This window comes from Pseudomonas sp. X10 (assembly GCF_054889225.1).
Genome location: NZ_CM142677.1, coordinates 2,280,775 through 2,300,239, shown reverse-complemented (window position 1 = coordinate 2,300,239; position 19,465 = coordinate 2,280,775). Strand labels below are relative to the sequence as shown.

Here is a 19,465-nt window from a genome sequence, read left to right as displayed (position 1 = left end):
ATGATGCGCCCAGGAACAACAATAATGTCCAACAAAGCCTTTGAAGCACTCCCGCTGCGCCCCGCCAGCCAGGTCATGGACCTGGCCCGGCTGGGCAGCCACTTCCAGAGCCCCTTGAGCTTCGTGCGCGGCAGCATGCGCCGGATGATGAAGCAACACTGGCGCATCCAGCGCAGCTGTTTCGAACTGGATGCCGAGGGCTATGGCACGGCCATCTACCGCATCGACACGCCCACGGCGCATTACCACTGCGTGATCTTTTCGGCCTACCTGCCGCCAGAAAAGCGCAGCGACCGGGTGATCGCCGACCAATGGGACGTGAGCTTCGTCCTGGTTGCAGGGGATGTGGATGAGCAGCAACTGGCCGACCTGCGGCGCAACGCGCCCTTGCAAGAGGCCGGCCGCTTCGACGCCCGGGTGCTGGTGCTGTCCCGCGCCAACCGCAGCCTGCGCAATTTCGAGCGGTTCATCACGGCGCTGGCCGAAGGCAACCAGCCTGACCCGCGCCAACTGGCCGAAGTCGGCTACCTCTACCGCACCACCGCCGTGTACGGCAACGGCAAGTTCGGCATCGCCGATTTTGGCTGCCTGCAAGACAACCCGGATTTCAGCCAGCCCTTCAGCGCGCAGATGTTCACCGTGTACCTGTTGCGTCACTTCAGTGTCGAGCAGATCGAACACATGGCGCGGGCACGCAATCCGCAGCGCGCGGTGAAACTGGACGTGGCACTGCAACGCTACCTTGGCGTCGGCAACTCCACCGGGCTCGGTATGGCGCCGTTCCTGCTCAACCATCCGCAGTTGGTCAACCAGTGGATCTGGGCGCGGGAAACCGCCCTTGCCCGGGTACTGGCGCAACCGGCCGCCCCTGCGCAGTTGCAACGCCTGCACCACTTGCTCGAACGGGCACGCCAGCACCTGCAACAGACCCTGACCGAAGACCCGCGCCAACACGCGCAAGACCAACAAACCCTGGCGGACCTCTCGGCCCTGGCCGACTGGCTCGCCCGCCAGCCCAGCAGCGGCGATCTCTGGCCACGCCTGCAAGCCTGGAGCGAAAGCCATGCGGGCGTCGGCTGCCAGGAGCTGCTGGTAAGCCTGTTGCTGGAGCTGTACCCCGACCTGGTGACCCCTCTGGCCGAGCAGATGGGCGTTGTCGAAGGCTGGCGCCTGGATGCCCAGATGCCCCTGACGCAGTTGCGCGAACTGATCGAGACTCGGTATGGATGGGCTTTGGCCTATGACTTCAGCACTGCCGACGCCGAGCATTTCTTCTGGTACCGCTCTGCGGAAAAAGAAGAGCCACGCCTGGGCATGCGCGCCGAGGAGCCAGGTGCCGAAAAGGAGATGCAACTGGGCATCGCGCGCAATATCCAGCGCTGCCGCGCCGCGCTGCTCGACCATCTGCACGCTCATCCGAACGACCTCACCGCGCACTTCCTGATCGCCCAGCCGGCGTTCAAGGGCACGGTCCGCCGCCTGCAGGGCATGGCCCAATGCGCCTACGGTGAAATCCGCGCCAACCTGCTGGCCCACGACATGCTGCCGATCCATCTCTTGCGCTGCAAACTGGCGTTTTTCGGCGCGGGCAAGTTCGACCCCAAATCCAGCCGCTGGGTCCGTATCACCCTGTTCCAGGGCGCGCCGCTGGTGAGCGAGATTGGCCAGCCGTTCGATGACGACTGGAACTTTGCGGTCATGCCAGGCGGAGGTCAGTGAACATGCGCGTATCCCTCAACGAAATCCAGGTGATGTGCCGCAAGGCCTTCGAAGGCATGGGCTTTGCCAGCGGCGATTGCGAAGATGCGGCCGACATGGTCGGTTGGCTGCAAATGCAAGGACTGGACGGCGTCGGCGCGCTGGAAAAGGCACTGGACTACCTACGCAGCGAAGCCGACCAACTCTTTGCCCTGTGCTATGAAGACAGCGCCTTGCTGGTCATCGATGCCAAGGGCCAGAGCGTGCTGCGCTGCGCCGCGACCGCCGTGGAGCTGACCCTCGCCAAGGCGCTGCGCACCGGCCAGGCTATCTTGCGGATCCGTCATTGCCATAACCGCCTGCTGTTGCTCGGTTACCTGTGCCGGGCGGCCGAGCTGGGGCTAGAGGTGCACGCGCGCTGGCGCGATGCCCGCCAGGTACGCATCGCAACCTTCAGTGCCGGCAACAGCCGCCCAGACGTGCACATCGAAGACCTGCCCTCTCCCGGCCAAGGGGGCGAGCAGAGCATCACCGTCACATTCAACCGCCCGACCACCCATGCGCCTGCTGCCGCCGCCATGCACCTGGCGCTCGGGCAGGGTTTCGACGTCAGCGAGCAAACCTGGCAGCGGCTCAAACAATTGGCCGACCATGTGCTGGTCGAAAGCAGCGAAGCCTCGCGTCAGCGTGGCGCTGGCGGCGGCAGCGATGCCGACTGACATTCACCGTCCTGTTCAACCTGGAATCCCGCCATGAAATACGCCATCAAAACCAACCTGTTCGCCGCCAAAGCGCCCCTGGAATGGGCCGTCGTCGGCAATGGCACGCTCTACACCGCGCAAATCCCCATCGACGCCGAGGGCCAGGTGGTCGAAGGCGGTATCGAAGCCCAGGCCCGGCAGACCCTGGACAACCTGCGTCACACCCTGGAAGCCGCAGGCAGCTCGCTGGACGCCGTCACCCAAGTGCTGATCTACGTCACCGACCGCAGCTACCTGGCCACGGTCAATGCCGTGTATGCCGAATACTTCCAGGCGCCCTTCCCCAACCGCGCAGCGGTCGTGGTGGCCGGGCTGGCCCGCGAAGAAATGCTGGTGGAACTGGTGGTGTATGCCTGCATGCCGCTGGTGGCGTGACCGCTACCTCTCAAGGTCGGAGCAAACCGTGTAGGAGATCACCGGCCCATCGCCAGCTGACGCTGGCGCCTACACGGCCTGCGTCGACCGCCAGCATTTCAGATACCGGCCTTGAACGCCTCGATGCCATATTCGCCGAGCGCCGGAACCGCAGCATCGCTGTCCGGCAAGCCGCGGGAGAACTTCACCGGGAAGCCCACGCTGATCGCCCGCTCCGCCGGTAACGGGCGCACCGTGCCGCGCGCCTGGACATGCGGGTCGTCGAACAGTTCGGTGGCAGTGAGCAGCGGCGAGAATGGCAGGTCGACCCCGGCCAACGCCTGGCTCCACTGTGCCAGGGTACGGCTGAGGAAGATGTCCTTGAGCAAAGCATTGACCTCCTGCTTGTGGCCAAAGCGCGCCATGCGGTTGGCGAAGCGTTCGTCCCTCAGTTGCGGGAACTCATCGCCCAGCACCTCGCACAGGGTCACCCAGAACTTATTCTCCAGAATGCCCATGGCCAGGTAGCGGCCATCGCGGGTCTGGAAGATGTCGTTCTCGGGCATCACGGTCGGCGCGGCCACGGGGCTGTCCTCAAAGCCACGGGACAGCCAGGCCATGTGGGCAGTCCAGGAGAGGATGGCATCGTGCACCGACACATCCAGGTGCTGGCCGACACCCTGCTGGCGGGCACTCATGATTGCCACCGACAACGACAAGGCGGCATAGGCGGAAGCCGCGTAATCGGAAAGGCGAACCTTGGGTCGGGCGACCTTGTCTTCGACCTGCACCGGGACCGACCAGTAACCGGCCATGGCCAGGTAGTTGAGGTCGTGACCGGCATAGGCCGCATAGGGACCCGTCTGGCCGAACCCTGAAATCGAACACAGGACAATGGCCGGATTGACCCTGGCCAGTTCCTCGTAACCCAGGCCCAGACGCTGCATGACACCAGGCCGGAAGCCCTCCACTACCGCATCGCAGTGACGTACCAGCTCAAGGAAGTCGGCCTTGCCGGCTGGGTCCTTGAGGTTCAGGGCAATCGAGCGCTTGCCCCGGTTGAACTGGGCGAACACTGCATTGCCGAGCAGGCGCGAAGTATCGCCCGTCCCAGGTTGCTCGACCTTGATAACGTCCGCCCCCAGCTGCAACAGCAGCGAGGTGGCATGAGGGCCGGGCAACAGCTGACTGACATCGATGATCTTTACGTCTTTGAGGCAGGACCAATCCGGTTTCATGCTGCTGCTCCTTATCGAAAAAACACACCAGGGGAGTTCACGCTTGCGCCACTACGCCAGACAGGACCAGCATCGCCAGCGATGCCGTGCATAGGGCCAGAGACAACAGCGGTAGCGGATTGCAGGCCGAGCCCTGACCGGCAAGCCCCTGGTGCGCGCGCCGGTAACAGCGGCGCTGCTCGACCAGGGCCGCCAGCGCCAGCAGCGTTGCCAGGGCGATGCCAGTACCAATCAGCAGCGGGTGCAGGCGCAGGCAACGCAGGGCCAGGCACGCCACCAGCACCAGCAGAATCAGCGTGCGGCGCCAGGCCAGGGTGGTGCGCTCTGGCTGCAGCCCGGCGTCTCTCACCAGAGCCCCCAGAGGGCGGCCATCACACCGCCGACCAGCAATGTGCAACCCAACGACAGCAACGGCGTCAACAACGACACCGGCAGTACGGCTTGCTGGCGCAGCGCCCGCTCCACGCTCAACCAACGCCAGAAGGCGTTGAGGCTGACGATCAGGCTCAAGCCCAGCAAGCCGACCACCAGCCTGCGCTTGGCGCCGGGGCTGAAAAGCTCCAAGGTGAAAGCCTCGACGGCAATGCCGCTGGCCAGAAGGGCCAGCGCCGTGCGTATCCAGGCCAGAAAAGTACGCTCATTGGCCAGGGTAAAACGTGGATCAGGCTCCTGCCCTTGCCCCAGTAACAACCGGCTCAAGGCAGATGAAGAAGCAGTGGGCTTCATGCGGCGGGCTCCGGTGGCCTGGAAGCAACGCATTGAAAATCAACACGCTAGCGTTGCAACACAGGCAATAAACAGGTCATATGAAAGCAATGGCGCCATCCTAGTAAGCCGCTGCGCACGGCACCAATATCGTCTTCGAATACAGCCCATAACGCTCCGGCATGGCCGCGGAAACTCCATGACACTCAAACAACTGCGTTATCTGATTGCCATTGCCGAAGCGGGAAGCTTCTCGTCGGCGGCCCGCCGCGCCTACATCGCGCAACCTGCGTTAAGCCGCCAGATCAACCTGCTGGAAAGCGAACTGGAGATGCAGTTGCTGGAGCGGCTGCACGATGGCATCAACCTCACCGATGCCGGGCGGCGCTTGTACGAGATCGCCCGTTCGGTGGTGCAGACCGTCGATTCGGTCAAGGATGAGCTGGAGTCGACCAAGGGCAATCCCAAGGGCCGGGTGGCCATCGCCATCCCGGTCACCGCGTCGGCCCTGCTGCTGCCGCTGATCATTACCCGCGCCAGCGAAAAGTTTCCTGGCATCGAGCTGACCGTACGCGACGGCCTCAGCCAGGAAGGGGGGGAAGCGATCGAACTGGGCAAGGTCGACTTTGGCGTGGTGCCCAATGCCGAAGAGCTTGACCATGTGCATGCCGAACCGGTCTTCACCGAGGAGCTCTACTGGCTGAGCCTGCAGGCGCCGGCCAGCCCGGGGAGCACCATCACCCTGGCCAAGGCCGTCAGCAGTCAACTGGTGATGGCGCCACGGGCAAGCTCGCACCTGCGCCGGCGGGTGGAGCAGGCCGCCATCGAGGCTGGACTGGAGCTCAATGTCCATTACGAGCAACAGACCGCCCAAGGCGTGAGCAGCCTGGTACGCAGCGGGTTGGCCGCGACCATCGGCAACTGGCCGGCGGTGGAAGAGAACCCACAGCAAGTGGCCCGGCGCATTGTCGAGCCGAGCGTGCGACGGACCGTGTCCATCGCCTACTCGACCCACAGGCCGCTGACCTTTGCCGCCTCGTGCATGCGCGACCTGGTCCGCGCCCTGCTGATCGAAGTGGTGCAGACAGGACGCTGGAAAGGCGAACTGATCGAGCCGGCGCAGGCTCGCCAGGACGCCTGACCCGGTCAGCCACGCACAGCGATGGCGGGCCCCTGCGCCTTGAGTTGGTTGTGTGAGCGCTGCGGGTTCATGGTCAACAGCCCCACCAGGCCGGCCACGACCAGGATCGCGCCGCACACCGCAAAGCCATGGGCATAGCCCTGGCCGCTGAGGCCGTCGGCACTCTGCACCAGGAACCCAGTGACCACCGGTGCCGCAAGACCGGCCAACGAGCCGCAGGCATTGCCGATCGCCAGCATGCTGCCCCGCTGGCCACTGGGCACGACTTCAGCCAGCATCGCTGGGCCGATCGAATACATCACCAGGGCCAGGCCGCCACTGAGGGTCAGGCAGATCATGCGCTCGATGGTCGACAGCCCCGGCAGCACCAGCGACGCGGCGAGGATGCCGCTGCAGATCAGGCAGACCGAGACGAACACGCCACGCGACACCCGTGACGGCAGGCCACGGCGCAACAGGCGCTGCGACCACCAGGCCATGAACAGGCTCAGCGGTGTAGTCACCAGCACGAACACCACGAACATCCGCCCGGCGCTCAGCGAACTCATGCCCAAGCCCTTCTCCAGATAGGACGGCACCCAGGTCAGGGTCAGCGCCAGGGACCAGTTCGCGGCAAAATGGCCGAAGTAGTTGCCCAGGACCGTGGGATCGCTCAGCAGCCGCCGGTAAGGCATGCGCGCCGGGTCCACGGGACCCGCGGCCTTGACCGGCAGGACGCTGTCCAGCTGGCCCTCCTTGCCGAGGCGGTGCCAGGCCACGCACCACACCAGGCCGATGGCCGCCAGCACGGCAAAGTTGGTGCGCCATCCATAGTGCAGGCTCACCCAGGGAATCAGCATGCCGGCCACCAGCAGGCCCATGGCACTGCCTGAATGCAGCAAGGCCACCGGCAAGCTGCGCTTGTCGTCGGGGAACCACTTGTACAGGGCGTGGGTGGCTACCGGCGATGCCGGCCCTTCGCCGATGCCTAACAACACCCGGCAGGCCACGATGGTCCAGAGCGAGGTGGCAAACAGCATGGGCAACTGCACCAAGGCCCAGAACAGGCCCATGCCAAGCAACAGGGTACGCGTAGGCTTGCGGTTGGCCATGAAGCCGCCGACCACTGCCGAAATGGAAAACAGCCAGTGCAAGGCACCGCCGATCAGGCCGAACTGCGCGGGAGTCAGGTCCAGGTCATGCATCATGGGCACGGCGACCAGGCCGATAACGACCTTGTCGAGGAAGTTCACCATCATCATCACCGCCAACAGCGCCGCAATGGTCCAGGCGGCTCTAGGGCGATAGGTGGGTTCGATGCCGGGCATGGAATACCTCTGATTATTGTTATAGGTAGAAGGCACCCGCCGCTCAGGCGGGCGCAAACGCAAGGGCTCAGCCAGGCATGAGGATGCCCTTGGCGATGGTGTTGCGCTGGATCTCACTGGTGCCGGTGAGGATACGCATCATACGTGTGGCGCGGAACATCCACTCGACCGGATTGCCGCGGATCAGACCAGCACCACCATGCACCTGCACGGCACGGTCGACGATGCGGAACGCCGCCTCCGAGGCGTATAGCTTGCACATCGGCGCCTGGGTGCGGATATCGCCGCCAGCATCGTTCAACGCCGCCGTGGCGTACATCATGCTGCGTGCCGCCAGCAGCTCGGTGGCCATGTCGGCGATCATGTGGTTGACCGCCTGGAACATGGCGATCGGCTTGCCGAACTGGGTGCGCGTGCGGGCATGGTCGATCGACAGGTTCAGGGCCAGGCCGGCCATGCCGAGCATGGTCGGGCAATGCAGCAAGCGGTTGAGGGTGATACGCCCCATGGCCAGTTTGAAGCCCGCGCCCTCGTCGCCGATGCGGTTCTCCAGCGGTACGCGCACCTCTTTCAGCTCGATGTTGCCATGGCTGCCCGCACCGGACATCACCTGGTAGTCCGCATCAATCTGCACGCCCGGGCCCTTGAGGTCGACGAAGAAAGCCGAGATGCCAGCCGCGCCCTGCCCCGGCCCAGTCACCGCCAGCAACACGGCAAAGTCGGCATAAGGCGCGCCCGAGATGTAGCGTTTGGCGCCATTGAGGACATAGTGGTCACCGTCACGCTGGGCGCTGGTCTTGATCGCCGTGGCATCGGAGCCGGCCTCGGCTTCGGTCAAGGCAAAACACACCGCTTTTTCCGCCCGGCACACCGGCTGCAAAAACTTCTCCACCTGCACCTGGCTGGCCACCTTGAACAGGTGGCCGATCCGTGGCGGGCCACTCAACTCGCCCAGTACGTGAGGCGCGAGCATCGAGCCGGTAAGAATCGCCGCCTCCTTGACCGCGCACAGGTCCACCACGCTCAAACCGGCGCCGCCAAGTTCCTCGGGCAGCATGACGTTGTAGAAGCCCAGCTCGCAGGAGCGCTTCCAGACATCGGCAAGAACCGACCTGGGGTGCGCCTCTCCCCACTGCAACTGCGCTTTCTTTTCCAGCGGGATGACTTCATCGCGGACAAAGGCTTGCATGTCACTGATGATGCGTTTGGCTTTTTCGCTTGGCTCAATCATTGGGTTCTGCTCCTGCGGCGTCAGATCTTGCGCTGACTGTTTTTCCAGTAACCATCGCGAACCAGGCGGCGCACGACCTTACCGTTAGGGTTCTTCGGCAGTTCATCGATGAAGTCGACGCTGCGCGGCTTCTTGAAGCCCGCCAGGTGCTCAGCGCAGTACGCCATGACCTGAGCCTCATCGAGGCCGGCGCCCGGCTTGAGCACCACCACCGCTTTCACCGCTTCCCCCCACTGCTCGTCCGGCACGCCGACCACGGCAGCCTCGAACACCTCGGGCAGGCGGTAGAGCACCTGTTCGACTTCGCTGGGGTAGATGTTGAAGCCGCCGGAAATGATCATTTCCTTCTTGCGGTCGACGATGAACACGTAGCCCAGCTCATCGACCGTGGCCAGGTCGCCGGTGAGGTAGTAACCGTCCCTCATGACTTCGGCAGTCAGCTCTGGCGCCTGCCAGTAGCCCTTCATGATGTCGTCGCCCTTGACCACGATTTCGCCGATCTCACCGGGGCGGATGTCCTCGAACTGCTCGTCGACCACCCGCAGGTCCGTCTCGAAATAACAGCGTCCGCAGGACGACAGCAGGCGGGCATCGCCGTCCTTGACCAAGTGATCCTGCTCGGTCAGCACTGTCACCAGCGAACAGGTCTCGCCCGCGCCATAGCCCTGCGCCAGGATCGGCCCGAACACCTGGATAGCGCGCTCTACCAGCGCCGGAGCCATTGGCGCGGCGCCGTACATCACCAAGCGCAGGCTGCTGAGGTCGAAGCGTTCGACGCCCTCGACATTGACCAGGCGGTTGACCATCGCCGGCACCAGGAACAAGCGCGTCACCCGCTCCTGCTCGATGGTGCGCAACAGCAGTTCATCGTCGTAGCGTTCGATCAACAGGTTGCAGGCGCCCACGGCCAGCAGCGGCATGATCTGCATGCCGCTGGCATGGGTGATGGGGCCGACATGGGCCATGACATCGTCGGGCCCCGCGCCACGCACCGGGCTGGCCAGGCTCTTGCGCACCAGCGCCTTGCGGTTGCCGAAGGTCAGCATCGCCGCCTTCAGCACCCCGGAGCTGCCCGAGGTGTAGTGCAGCACTGCCAGTTGATCGTCATGGGGATCGCTGTGCAGTGCTCGCTCATCACCCATGTCGAGGACTTCACGATAGGGGATGTCGCCCCCCTCCTCTGCCAGCACGATGATCCATTCAAGGTACGGCAGCGCTTCGCGGTTGGCGGCCAGGGCCGTGGCGTGCGCACTACCGGTGATCACTGCGACGCTGCGCGAGTCGTTGAGCACACGCACGACTTCCTCTGCCGACAAGCGCGCATTGATCGGCACCTTGACCATGGCGGCCTTGTAGAAGGCCACCTCAGCCTCGACCAGCTCGACACGGTTCGCCGCCAGGACCGCCACATGGGCGCCAGGCTCGAGCCCAAGTTTCAGCAAGCCCGAGGCCAGGCGATTGGTCCGCGCTTCGAGTTGCGTGTAGGTCAGGCGCTGGCGGCTGTCGACGACCGCCTCGTTATGCGGCCAGTAACGCGCACTTCGGCTCAGTATCTTTCCGAGGTTCACTTTTTATTCTCCGAAGTAAGACGGGGTGCGCCGATCTTACAAGTGGAGAAAAAAAGCCCGCCAATACAACTCTTGCGGGGTCCCCCATAACAAAATGGGATGGGCCCGCCTACAACCACTCTTGGATATTGCGCTCGCAAGCCTCGTCCTTGAACAGTTCGATCAGGCGCTTGCAGACCGGCGACAAGTAACCGCCCGCCCGGGTGATCAAACCGATACGGCGACGCAGGTCGAGGCCGCCAAGATCCAGGTTCAAGGGGGCAAGCCCTGCGGCCTGGGTCATTCGCCCACAGCGCGACAGTGTCAGCGTGGGAGTGCCGACGATCAGGCCGAACAAGGCTTCGCTGCTGAAGTCCGCTTCGATCCGCAGGGTCGGTGGCGGCAGGCCTTGCTGGATAAAGGCATTGTCCAGGGCCTGGCGGATGCTGATGTGTCCCTCCGGCAACAGCCATTGCTGATCCTGCAAATCACTGAGCTGTACATGCGCCCTGGCGACCAAGGGGTGCCGGGCATCGGCCACTACGGCCAGGCAATCCTCATACAGCGTCTGCGTGTCGAAGCCCTCGGTGGCCGCCGAGATCGGCATGACCGCCACATCGATCTCACCGTTGCGCAACAGCTCGAGCAGTTCACTGGCCAGGCGCCTGCGCATGCGCAGGCGGGCCGCCGGACGCTCGCGCAACAGCCGCCGGCAACTGGCGACCACCAGGGCATCGGGCAGCGAGGGCGAATAGCCCAGGCGCACACCACCCTGCTCGCCGCTGCGAATTCCGCGCATCTCGGCCAGGGCATCGTCGAAGTCGCGGCTCAAGCGCTTGGCCCGCTCGAGAAAGAGTTCTCCAGCCTGGGTCAGGCGCATGCCGGTGGAGGTGCGTTCGAACAACATGACGCCCAGCTGGGTCTCGACACGGCGCACCGCCTTGGTCAGCGAAGGCTGGGTAATGCCGAGCTGCTCAGCGGCCTTGCCCACCGTCCCGCACTGCTGAACCGCGATGATGTACTCCAGGTCACGCACGTCCATGACATTCCTCTTGGCTATGTATCTATAGCTGTTGATGCATTGCGAACAGGTATATCGCGCTCTCAGACTGAGTTCAACGTCAGCTCGCCATTGGGCTGCAACGCAGGGGATAGGCGCTCCCCTCAGGCTGTACCTCCAGGAGATAACAAGAATGAGTGGCAAAAACCCTGAAGCTTCACCCGCCTTCACCGCCTGCACACGACTGCTGCCTGCCCTGCTGCTGGCCATTGCCAGTAGCCAGGCCCATGCCACCACGGACACCAGCGACCCGGTAAGGCTGGGTGTGATGCAGGGCTTTCCACCCGCCATGGACAAGCGCGTGACCCAACACAATGCCTTCGAAATGCCCAACCTGCGCTGGGCCCTGCGCAACGCCCGGGCGATGACGCCCACCACCGGCATCCGCCGCGCGCCCAGCCCCCTGGCGCTGCCAGAGGGTGAGGCCGCCGCGCTGGACCAGCTTGAATTCAACGTCGGGGACCAATCTCTGTCACTGCCCGAATACCTGCGCGCCACCTTCACCGACGGCTTTATCGTCCTACATCGCGGCAAGCGGGTGTACGAGCGCTACCTCGATTCGTTCAGCCCCGAACAACCGCATATCTGGGCCTCCATGACCAAGTCGGTGACCGGCCTGCTCGCCGCCGGCCTGATCGCCGAAGGCAAGCTGTCGCCAGACGCCAAGCTGTCCAGCTATGTGCCGGAACTGGCCGGTACGCCCTTCGGCGAAGCCACGCTGCAGCAGAACCTGGACATGCAGGTAGACGCCGTCTACCCCACCAACGTGCCACCGGATATTGGCCTGTTCGCCGCAGCTGGCATCGTGCCGCGCCAACCGGGCATGCCTGACAGCATCTACAGCTTTCTGCAGGTCACCACATTGCCCGAGAAGGCCAGTGACGGCCCCCTCTGGTACTACCAGAACGGCTCGCCAGAGGCCGTGGCCTGGGCCATGCGCCGGGTCACCGGGAAGAGCTGGACGGCACTGGTGTCGGAACGCATCTGGTCGCAGTTTGCCGAAGACGACGCCTACAGCCAGGTCGATGCCCAGGGTACGGAGATGGCCAGCGGCGGCATGAGCAGCACCCTGCGCGATGCTGCGCGCTTTGCCGAAGCTATTCGCCAGGCCTGGGCCAAGCCCGCTGACAGCTCCGCGTTTGCCCAAGCGGTGCAACTGGCCCTGCAACCCAATGACAACCAGGCATTGATTGCCCAGAGCCCCAGGGCCAAGGACCGCGCTGGCTATGCCTACCGGGACTACTGGTACCAGAAGAACGATGGCGACGGCTCGATCGAAGCGGCCGGGCGCTTTGGCCAGCGGATCTACATCAACCCCAAGCGCGAGCTGGTAATCGTCAAGATGTCCTCGGCGCCCGACATGGCGCCCCGCTCCACCAGCGCTGGCGCGGCGCCGGTCGCGACGGGCCAGGCGGCGGACACCACCACCGCCTTCAACAACATGATCAGCGCCCTGTTGCCCGTCTTGCTGTAGCGCGCCACCCCGTGGCCGGCCCAACAGACCGGCCACCTACACCTCTGTCGATTCAACAGCACCTGGCCGATGCTGCGCCGCGTGCTGCCGGTCCTCCTATAACAATAATCAAGAGGCAGCCACCATGAGCTCCCAACGAGCCCGCCACAAGCCATCACTCCACTGCCACCCTCTGGCACGCTTGCTATTGACGCCTCTGGCCTGCGCCTTGTGCAGCCAGGCCAGCGCTGGCGAATTCAACTGGGGCGAGGTCAGCGGCCGCTACAACGCCAGCCTGAGTATCGGCGGCATATGGAGCGCGGAAAAACCCAGCGCCGACAGTATTTACCAAGGTAACGCCAATGCCATCGGCTATGGCTCGCCGGGTGACTTCAACGCCAATAGCGGCCGTACCGGCGATGACGGGCGCCTGAACTTCCGCAAACGCAACCTGGTGTCCTCCCCCATCACCTTGCTCGGTGAGATGGAATTGAACTGGCGCAACTATGGCGCGTTCGTGCGTGCCAAGGCCTGGTACGACTACACCCTGAGCAACCGTGAAGTGGACTTCGGTCATTCGTCCAACGGCTACAAGGCCAACAGCAAACTGGACGACAGCCACTTCGACGAAATGGCCAAGTTCCAAGGCCTGGCCTTGCTCGACGCCTACGTGTTCGGTGACTTCACCATCGCCGACCACCCGCTCAATGCAAGGGTCGGCAACCAGGTGGTCAACTGGGGCGAAGGCCTGTACTTCCAGAACGGCATCAACGCCATCAACCCCATCGATGTCGCGGCCCTGCGCCGGCCAGGTTCCCAGGTCAAGGAAGCGCTGCTGCCGGTGCCCATGCTCTACGGTAATTTCGGCCTGACCGACAACCTCAACCTGGAAGCCTTCTACCAACTGCAATGGCGTCGTACCGTCCTGGAGGGGTGTGGCACCTACTTCTCGACCAACGATTTCATTCCCCAAGGCTGCTTCGGCGTGCCACGCGGTGGCGCCAACGACCCCGAGAGCTTCGCCAACGACCTGATCATCCAGCGTGCCGGCGACAACGAGCCCTCCAATGCCGGTCAGTTCGGCGTGGCCCTGCGCTACTTTGCCGACAGCATCGGCACTGAGTTCGGTGCCTACGCCATGAACATCCACTCGCGCACGCCCTACTCCAGCCTGATCACCGACCTGCGCCCGGGCCCCGGGGCCGGCTGGCTGCCCGGACAGCAGGACACCAATGGCCGCTACTTCGCCGACTTCCCCGAGGACATCCGCATCTTTGGCCTGAGCTTCTCCACCAACCTGTGGGGCACCTCGGTGTTCGGCGAGTACAGTTTCCGTCCCAACCAGCCCGTGCAACTGGCCACCGGCGACCTGATTCCGGCCTTCGCCGGCAACCCCGGCCAGCTCGGCGAGTTGATCGGCCAGGACATCACCCTCGGCCAGGATGCGCTCAACGCAGAGCCGGGCTCGGCCTACAACGGCTATGACCGGCGCAAGGTCTCGCAATTGTCGCTGGGCGCGATCAAGTCCATCTCCCAGGTGCTGGGCGCCGACAGCCTGAACTTGATCGGCGAAGTGGGCATGAAGTACATGCACGACCTGCCTGGCCTGGACCAGCGCCGTTACGCCAAGGCCGATACCTACGGCTCCGATCTGGCCAGCGGCAGCGCACGAGGCTGTGCGCTCGGGGTCAGCCAAGACAAGTACCGCAAGCTCGGCTGCTCCAGCGACGGCTACACCAGCCGGTTCTCCTGGGGCTACCGCCTGCGCGCGCAGCTGAACTACCCGGGTCTGTTGGCCGGGGTCAACGTCGCGCCCTTCATCGCCTTCGGCCAGGACATCAAAGGCTGGTCATACGACGGTGTGTTCTCCGAAGACCGCCTGCTGGGTTCGGTCGGCGCCAAATTCGATTACCTGCAGAAATACTCTGCAGAACTGTCCTGGTCCGGCAGCGGCAACACCCCCTTCGCCGCCACCGACAGGGATTTTGTCTCCCTCAGCCTGCGCATGGGTTTCTGAACGTGAGGTCTACCATGAACACCACTCTGCTTCATGCTGCCGCCTTGGGCAGCCTCCTCAGCCTGACCAGCAGCATGGCCCTGGCCCAACTGGACAGCGCCGAGATCGCCCGCCTGGGCCAGGACCTGACCCCCACTGGCGCCGAGAAAGCCGGCAACGCCGACGGCAGCATTCCGGCCTGGAGCGGCGGCCTGACCCAGGCACCTGCCGGCTTCACCGCCGGCAAGGGCTATGTCGACCCCTTTGCCAGCGAACAGCCCCTGTACACCGTCAACGCCGGCAATCTCGATCAATATGCCGTCCACCTCACCCCGGGCTACCAGGCCATGCTGCAGAAGTACCCGGACTTCAGCATGCCGGTATACCCCAGCCACCGCACGGCGGCCCTGCCGCAAAGCGAGTACGCGCAGATCCGCAAGGAAGCAGCCGAAGTCAGCCTCGCCGATGGCGGCAATGGGCTGCTCGGCTATGAAAAGAGCAGCGTGCCCTTCCCCATTCCCAAGACCGGCGTGGAAGTCTTGTTCAATCATTTTGTCCGCTACCGCACAGGTGGCTACCAGTACTACCCCACCGAGATGGTGGTGCAAAGCAATGGCAGCTTCACGCCGATCCGCCGTGAGGTCAGAGCCATCATGGCCTCGGCCATGGGCAATCCGGAACCCAACCGCCTCTACTACTACCTGGGCAAGGTGACCTCACCGGAAAGCGTGGCCGGCGGCCAGACGCTGATCCACGAACCCATCGACCAAACCCGGGAAGCCCGCCTGGCCTGGACCTACAACCCTGGGCAACGGCGGGTGCTGCGCGCGCCGGAGGCGGCCTATGATTCGCCGCTGAGCACCTCGGACGGCCTGCGCACCTACGACACCATCGACGTGTACAACGGCGCGACCGACAAGTACGACTGGAAGCTGCTGGGCAAGAAGGAAATGCTGGTGCCCTACAACACCTACAAGCTGGCCAGCCGCGACCTCAAGTACAAGGACATCATCCAGGCCAACCACCTCAACCAGGATTTGCTGCGTTACGAAATGCACCGTGTCTGGGTCGTGGAAGCCACGCTCAAGCCAGGCGAACGCCATATCTATGCCAAGCGGGTGTTCTACATCGACGAGGACAGCTGGAGCATCCTCGGTGCCGACCTCTACGACGGTCGTGGCGAGTTGTGGCGGGTTCAGGAAGCCCACAGTCTGCAGCGCTACGACGTGCTGTCGGCGATCCATATCAGCGAAGTGGTCTACGACCTGCAGGCGCGCCGCTATGCGGTCTACGGGCTGGAAAACGAAGAGCGCGGCGCCAACTTCGGCCTCACCGCCAAGCTGACCGACTTCAGCCCTTCGGCCCTGCGCCGCTCGGGTCGCTGAACCTACTACCGAGCCCCGGGATGGCCTTGCGGCCATCCTCCCCCGCTATTGAGATCTGTGCGATGAATACCCCTACCCTTGTCTGCCGTGGCCTGGCCTTGAGCCTGGGCGCCTGCCTGCTGTCGACCACGGCCTTGGCCACACCGCTGGCCGACCGCCTCGAACGCCCTTCACGACTGACAGCCAAGGCCCAGCACGCTCCGCTTATCGATGTGCAGGCCGTGGCTGATCGGTTGGTCATGGTCGGGGCCGATGGCCATATCCTGACACGCAAGGCCGACGGCAAGGTCGACCAGGCCAAGGTCCCTGTGGACCTGCTGCTGACCGCCGTGCACTTCGTCGACGACCAGCACGGCTGGGCGGTCGGCCATGACGGCGTGGTGCTTCACAGCGACGACGGGGGGGCTTCCTGGGCCAAGCAACTCGATGGCAAGACCATCAATGCACTGATGCTCGAATGGGCACAACGTGAAGTCGAGCGCCTGCAAGCAACCCCTGGGGCGAGCGAGCAAGCAGTGGAAGACGCCCACTTTGCCCTGGACGACATCAGCGCCGGCGCCGAAGCCGGGCCGTCACGCCCCTTGCTCGATGTCTGGTTTCGCACCGCCCGCGAAGGCTGGGTGGTCGGCGCCTATGGCATCGTCCTGCATACCACCGATGGTGGTACCACCTGGGCCTATGCCCCAGGCCTGGACAACCCCGACCGCCTGCACCTGAACACCGTACTGGGCCTGGCCAACGGCGACCTGCTGATCGCTGGCGAAGGCGGACGGCTCTACCGGCAACACGCCGGCCGCTGGCAGTCGGCACAAGCACTGAGCACGGCGTCACTGTACAAGCTGGTGCAACTGCGCGACGGCCAGGTGCTGGCCATGGGATTCGGTGGTGCGCTGTTCAGCAGCAAGGACCAGGGCCAACACTGGCAAGCGCTGGACCTGCCGAGCACGACCAGCCTCTATGGCGCCGAACAACTGGCGGACAACAGCGTGCTGCTCACCGGCCAGGCAGGCCTGCTCCATAGCGAGGACCTGCGGCGCTTCCGTGTACTACAACCACGCGACAAAGCTGCTTGGCTGGAGGCGGCGGCGTTGCCTGACGGCTCGCTCGCCCTGGTGGGCAACCGTGGGTTGCGAATGCTTGAGCGGGACGAGATCAAGGAGTACCTGCAATGAATGCCCCGGCCAAACACCGCCCCCAGCCTGAAGCCCGCTCGAACAGCAACGCAACGCGATTGATGAACGCCCTTGAGCGTGTCTTGTTCCACAATCGTGTGGCCGTACTGAGCCTGTTCCTGTTGGCCTCCGTGCTGCTGGGCTACAAAGCCCTGTCGCTGCGTGCGGACGCCAGCTTCACGCGGATGATTCCAACCAGCCACCCGTACATCCAGAATTACCTGCGTTTCGAGGACGTACTGCGCCCACAAAGCAACGTATTGCGCATCATCGTCGAAAACCCCGAGGGTGACATCTTTACCCCGGTGTTTCTGGAAACCCTGCGCCAGGTCAGTGACCGGATCTTCTACATCCCCGGGGTTGACCGCGGCAAACTCAAATCGTTGTGGACGCCCAACGCCGTGTGGTCCGAAGTCACCACCGAGGGGGTGCGCAGCGGCCGGGTGATTCCCGACGACTACGATGGCGGCCCGCAGGCCCTGACCCAGGTACGGCAGAACATCCTACGGGCCAACATGCTCGGCAGCCTGGTCGCCAATGACTTGCGCTCCACCATCATCCGCGTACCGCTGCTCGACAGTGACCCACAAAGCGGTCAGCCACTCGACTACGGCGCGTTCAGCCAGGCCGTCGAACAGCAAGTGCGCGAGCATTTCGCCGCCCAGGGCGTGACCATCCGCGTGATAGGTTTCGCGCAGATCATCGGCGACCTGCTGGCGGCGGCAGCGAACATTGCCCTGTTCTTCGCCCTCACCGTGGTCCTGACCAGCCTGCTGCTCTACCTCTACTGCCGTTGCTGGCGCAGCACAGTCGTCACCGTGGCCACCTGCTTGCTTACCGTGGTTTGCCAGCTGGGTATCCTCAGCCTGCTGGGCTACGGCCTGGACCCGTACTCGATCCTGGTGCCGTTTCTGATCTTCGCCATCGGCATCAGCCATGCCGTGCAGAACATCAACCTGATGGTCAGCGAAGCCGCCCAAGGCCATGGGCCGATCGAAGCCTCACGGCGCACCTTCCGCGCCCTGTTCATCCCAGGGACCACTGCGTTATTGGCCGACGCCGTGGGCTTCGTCACCCTGCTGGTGATCGACATCGGGGTGATTCGGCAACTGGCGATCACCGCCAGCATCGGCGTGTTCGTCGCCATCTTCACCAAGATGTTCCTGCTGCCGGTGCTGATGTCCTATGTCGGTGTCAGCCCGCGCGCCACGGCCCGCCAACACGTCCGGGCCGAGGCCTCCTGGCCGGTGTTCCGGCGCCTTGCCACAGTGGTTGAACCGCGCCTTGCCGTACCACTGGTGCTGGCTAGCCTGGTGCTTCTGGTTATTGGCTACCAGGCGCGCCAAGACCTGCAGATCGGCGACCTCGACGGTGGCGCTCCAGAGTTCCGCCCCGAAGCCCGCTACAACCAGGACAACGCCTACCTGCTCGCCCACTACACCACCAGCACCGATGTCTATGTGATCATGTTCAAGACCCCGGCGCAGCAGTGCTCGCGCTTTGCCGCCGCCGACCTGGCCAATCAACTCGGGCAGCGGCTGCGCGACGTCGAGGGAGTGGAGTCCGTGCAATCGCTGTACGACACCATGCGCTTCAATATCGTCGCGCGTAACGAAGGCAACCCAAAATGGGCTGAACTGTCCCGCGACCCATACGTGATGAACAATGCACGCTCCGGCGCGCCCACCGAACAGGTCGACAGCGACTGCAGCCTGGTGCCCATCAGCCTGTACCTGCGCGATCACAAGGCCCAGACCCTCAACCGAGTCAGCGATGCCGTTGAACAGTTCAGCCAGCACTACGCCGGCGGCCAGTTCGAAGTCCTTCAGGCTGCCGGCAACGCGGGCATAGAAGCCGCTACCAACAGCGTCATCAAGCATTCCGAAAAACTGATGCTGGTGCTGGTCTTCGCGATCATCTCCCTGGTGGTGCAGTGGGAGTTCAAGTCCGTGAAAGTCACCTTTGCCCTGATGGCTCCGCTCTACCTTTCCACGGTGCTCTGCGAAGCGGTGATGGCGAAGATGGGCCTGGGCGTGAAAATCGCCACCCTGCCGGTCATCGCCCTGGGTGTGGGCATCGGTGTCGACTACGGCATCTACCTCTACAGCCGCATGGAGCACTTTCTGCGCCAAGGCCTGGAACTGCGCGATGCCTACTTCCAGGCGCTGAAGACCACGGGAACATCCGTGGCATTCACCGGCCTGACCCTGGCCCTGGGCGTCAGTACCTGGGCGTTCTCATCGCTGAAGTTCCAGGCGGACATGGGCTTGTTGCTGGTACTGCTGTTTGTCTGGAACATGGTTGGCGCCTTGCTGCTGATGCCAGCGCTGATTTCGCTACTGGGCGCCAGGACGCCACCAAGCCTGAAACACCGGTAACTCAAGGCAGGCGCCAGATTCGAGGGCAAGCAAGGATCC

16 protein-coding genes are annotated in these 19,465 nt (G+C 64.0%); 9 read left to right on the top strand and 7 right to left on the bottom strand.

Going from position 1 to position 19,465, the window contains the following annotated elements:
• Positions 1-24 precede the first annotated feature (24 nt).
• The 3 genes from ACYU03_RS10570 to ACYU03_RS10560 are packed head-to-tail and all read left to right on the top strand — an operon-like array spanning position 25 to position 2,834.
• Positions 25-1,719, top strand: coding sequence for a hypothetical protein (locus tag ACYU03_RS10570; RefSeq protein ID WP_461890451.1), 1,695 nt, complete (start codon positions 25-27; stop codon positions 1,717-1,719).
• A gap of 2 nt (positions 1,720-1,721) precedes the next feature.
• On the top strand, positions 1,722-2,417 hold the full coding sequence (locus tag ACYU03_RS10565; RefSeq protein WP_461890449.1) for a DUF3726 domain-containing protein: 696 nt from the start codon (positions 1,722-1,724) through the stop codon (positions 2,415-2,417).
• Positions 2,418-2,450: 33 nt separating this feature from the next.
• Positions 2,451-2,834 (top strand): RidA family protein, encoded by a 384-nt coding sequence (locus tag ACYU03_RS10560; protein ID WP_461890447.1) that lies wholly within the window; start codon positions 2,451-2,453, stop codon positions 2,832-2,834.
• A gap of 98 nt (positions 2,835-2,932) precedes the next feature.
• On the opposite strand, the gene ACYU03_RS10555 is transcribed toward ACYU03_RS10560, so the two are convergent.
• The 3 genes from ACYU03_RS10555 to ACYU03_RS10545 are packed head-to-tail and all read right to left on the bottom strand — an operon-like array spanning position 2,933 to position 4,777.
• Positions 2,933-4,051, bottom strand: coding sequence for a CaiB/BaiF CoA transferase family protein (locus ACYU03_RS10555; protein ID WP_461890445.1), 1,119 nt, complete (start codon positions 4,049-4,051; stop codon positions 2,933-2,935).
• 37 nt (positions 4,052-4,088) lie between these two features.
• A complete protein-coding gene (locus ACYU03_RS10550; protein ID WP_461890443.1) occupies positions 4,089-4,400 on the bottom strand; it encodes a DUF202 domain-containing protein in 312 nt (103 codons plus the stop codon).
• Complete coding sequence (locus tag ACYU03_RS10545) at positions 4,397-4,777, bottom strand: YidH family protein (RefSeq protein ID WP_461890441.1); 381 nt, start codon at positions 4,775-4,777, stop codon at positions 4,397-4,399. Before ACYU03_RS10545 ends, ACYU03_RS10550 begins: the two co-directional genes overlap by 4 nt.
• Positions 4,778-4,955: 178 nt before the next feature.
• Here ACYU03_RS10545 and ACYU03_RS10540 point away from each other — a divergent pair, with 178 nt between their 5' ends.
• Positions 4,956-5,897 (top strand): LysR family transcriptional regulator, encoded by a 942-nt coding sequence (locus ACYU03_RS10540; RefSeq protein WP_461890439.1) that lies wholly within the window; start codon positions 4,956-4,958, stop codon positions 5,895-5,897.
• Between the two features lie 5 nt (positions 5,898-5,902).
• Here ACYU03_RS10540 and ACYU03_RS10535 read toward each other — a convergent pair whose 3' ends face one another.
• The 4 genes from ACYU03_RS10535 to ACYU03_RS10520 form a co-directional block, all read right to left on the bottom strand.
• Positions 5,903-7,204, bottom strand: coding sequence for an MFS transporter (locus tag ACYU03_RS10535; RefSeq protein WP_461890438.1), 1,302 nt, complete (start codon positions 7,202-7,204; stop codon positions 5,903-5,905).
• A gap of 67 nt (positions 7,205-7,271) precedes the next feature.
• Positions 7,272-8,435: an acyl-CoA dehydrogenase family protein gene (locus ACYU03_RS10530; RefSeq protein ID WP_461890436.1), complete on the bottom strand. Its 1,164-nt coding sequence runs from the start codon at positions 8,433-8,435 to the stop codon at positions 7,272-7,274.
• Between the two features lie 20 nt (positions 8,436-8,455).
• Positions 8,456-10,003, bottom strand: coding sequence for an AMP-binding protein (locus tag ACYU03_RS10525; RefSeq protein WP_461890434.1), 1,548 nt, complete (start codon positions 10,001-10,003; stop codon positions 8,456-8,458).
• Between the two features lie 109 nt (positions 10,004-10,112).
• Positions 10,113-11,024, bottom strand: a complete 912-nt coding sequence (locus ACYU03_RS10520; protein ID WP_461890432.1) for a LysR family transcriptional regulator — start codon at positions 11,022-11,024, stop codon at positions 10,113-10,115.
• 151 nt (positions 11,025-11,175) lie between these two features.
• Here ACYU03_RS10520 and ACYU03_RS10515 point away from each other — a divergent pair, with 151 nt between their 5' ends.
• The 5 genes from ACYU03_RS10515 to ACYU03_RS10495 all read left to right on the top strand — a co-directional run bounded on the left by ACYU03_RS10515 (position 11,176) and on the right by ACYU03_RS10495 (position 19,426).
• Positions 11,176-12,516, top strand: a complete 1,341-nt coding sequence (locus ACYU03_RS10515) for a serine hydrolase domain-containing protein (protein ID WP_461890430.1) — start codon at positions 11,176-11,178, stop codon at positions 12,514-12,516.
• Between the two features lie 124 nt (positions 12,517-12,640).
• Positions 12,641-14,512 carry a DUF1302 domain-containing protein gene (locus tag ACYU03_RS10510; RefSeq protein WP_461890428.1) on the top strand — a complete coding sequence of 624 codons (1,872 nt, stop codon included), beginning with the start codon at positions 12,641-12,643 and terminating at the stop codon, positions 14,510-14,512.
• 14 nt (positions 14,513-14,526) lie between these two features.
• Positions 14,527-15,876, top strand: a complete 1,350-nt coding sequence (locus ACYU03_RS10505; RefSeq protein WP_461890426.1) for a DUF1329 domain-containing protein — start codon at positions 14,527-14,529, stop codon at positions 15,874-15,876.
• A gap of 62 nt (positions 15,877-15,938) precedes the next feature.
• Entirely contained in the window at positions 15,939-17,048 is a 1,110-nt protein-coding gene (locus ACYU03_RS10500) for a WD40/YVTN/BNR-like repeat-containing protein (RefSeq protein WP_461890424.1), read from the top strand.
• Positions 17,045-19,426: an efflux RND transporter permease subunit gene (locus ACYU03_RS10495; protein WP_461890422.1), complete on the top strand. Its 2,382-nt coding sequence runs from the start codon at positions 17,045-17,047 to the stop codon at positions 19,424-19,426. Before ACYU03_RS10500 ends, ACYU03_RS10495 begins: the two co-directional genes overlap by 4 nt.
• Positions 19,427-19,465 lie beyond the last annotated feature (39 nt).

What these genes read in the sequence shown, in the direction of transcription:
- ACYU03_RS10500 (WP_461890424.1), top strand. Translation starts at nt 15,939, where the DNA reads ATGAATACCCCTACCCTTGTCTGCCGTGGCCTGGCCTTGAGCCTGGGC.
- ACYU03_RS10570 (WP_461890451.1), top strand. Translation starts at nt 25, where the DNA reads ATGTCCAACAAAGCCTTTGAAGCACTCCCGCTGCGCCCCGCCAGCCAG.
- ACYU03_RS10510 (WP_461890428.1), top strand. Translation starts at nt 12,641, where the DNA reads ATGAGCTCCCAACGAGCCCGCCACAAGCCATCACTCCACTGCCACCCT.
- ACYU03_RS10535 (WP_461890438.1), bottom strand. Translation starts at nt 7,204, where the DNA reads ATGCCCGGCATCGAACCCACCTATCGCCCTAGAGCCGCCTGGACCATT.
- ACYU03_RS10495 (WP_461890422.1), top strand. Translation starts at nt 17,045, where the DNA reads ATGAATGCCCCGGCCAAACACCGCCCCCAGCCTGAAGCCCGCTCGAAC.
- ACYU03_RS10560 (WP_461890447.1), top strand. Translation starts at nt 2,451, where the DNA reads ATGAAATACGCCATCAAAACCAACCTGTTCGCCGCCAAAGCGCCCCTG.
- ACYU03_RS10555 (WP_461890445.1), bottom strand. Translation starts at nt 4,051, where the DNA reads ATGAAACCGGATTGGTCCTGCCTCAAAGACGTAAAGATCATCGATGTC.
- ACYU03_RS10520 (WP_461890432.1), bottom strand. Translation starts at nt 11,024, where the DNA reads ATGGACGTGCGTGACCTGGAGTACATCATCGCGGTTCAGCAGTGCGGG.
- ACYU03_RS10565 (WP_461890449.1), top strand. Translation starts at nt 1,722, where the DNA reads ATGCGCGTATCCCTCAACGAAATCCAGGTGATGTGCCGCAAGGCCTTC.
- ACYU03_RS10505 (WP_461890426.1), top strand. Translation starts at nt 14,527, where the DNA reads ATGAACACCACTCTGCTTCATGCTGCCGCCTTGGGCAGCCTCCTCAGC.
- ACYU03_RS10530 (WP_461890436.1), bottom strand. Translation starts at nt 8,435, where the DNA reads ATGATTGAGCCAAGCGAAAAAGCCAAACGCATCATCAGTGACATGCAA.
- ACYU03_RS10515 (WP_461890430.1), top strand. Translation starts at nt 11,176, where the DNA reads ATGAGTGGCAAAAACCCTGAAGCTTCACCCGCCTTCACCGCCTGCACA.
- ACYU03_RS10545 (WP_461890441.1), bottom strand. Translation starts at nt 4,777, where the DNA reads ATGAAGCCCACTGCTTCTTCATCTGCCTTGAGCCGGTTGTTACTGGGG.
- ACYU03_RS10540 (WP_461890439.1), top strand. Translation starts at nt 4,956, where the DNA reads ATGACACTCAAACAACTGCGTTATCTGATTGCCATTGCCGAAGCGGGA.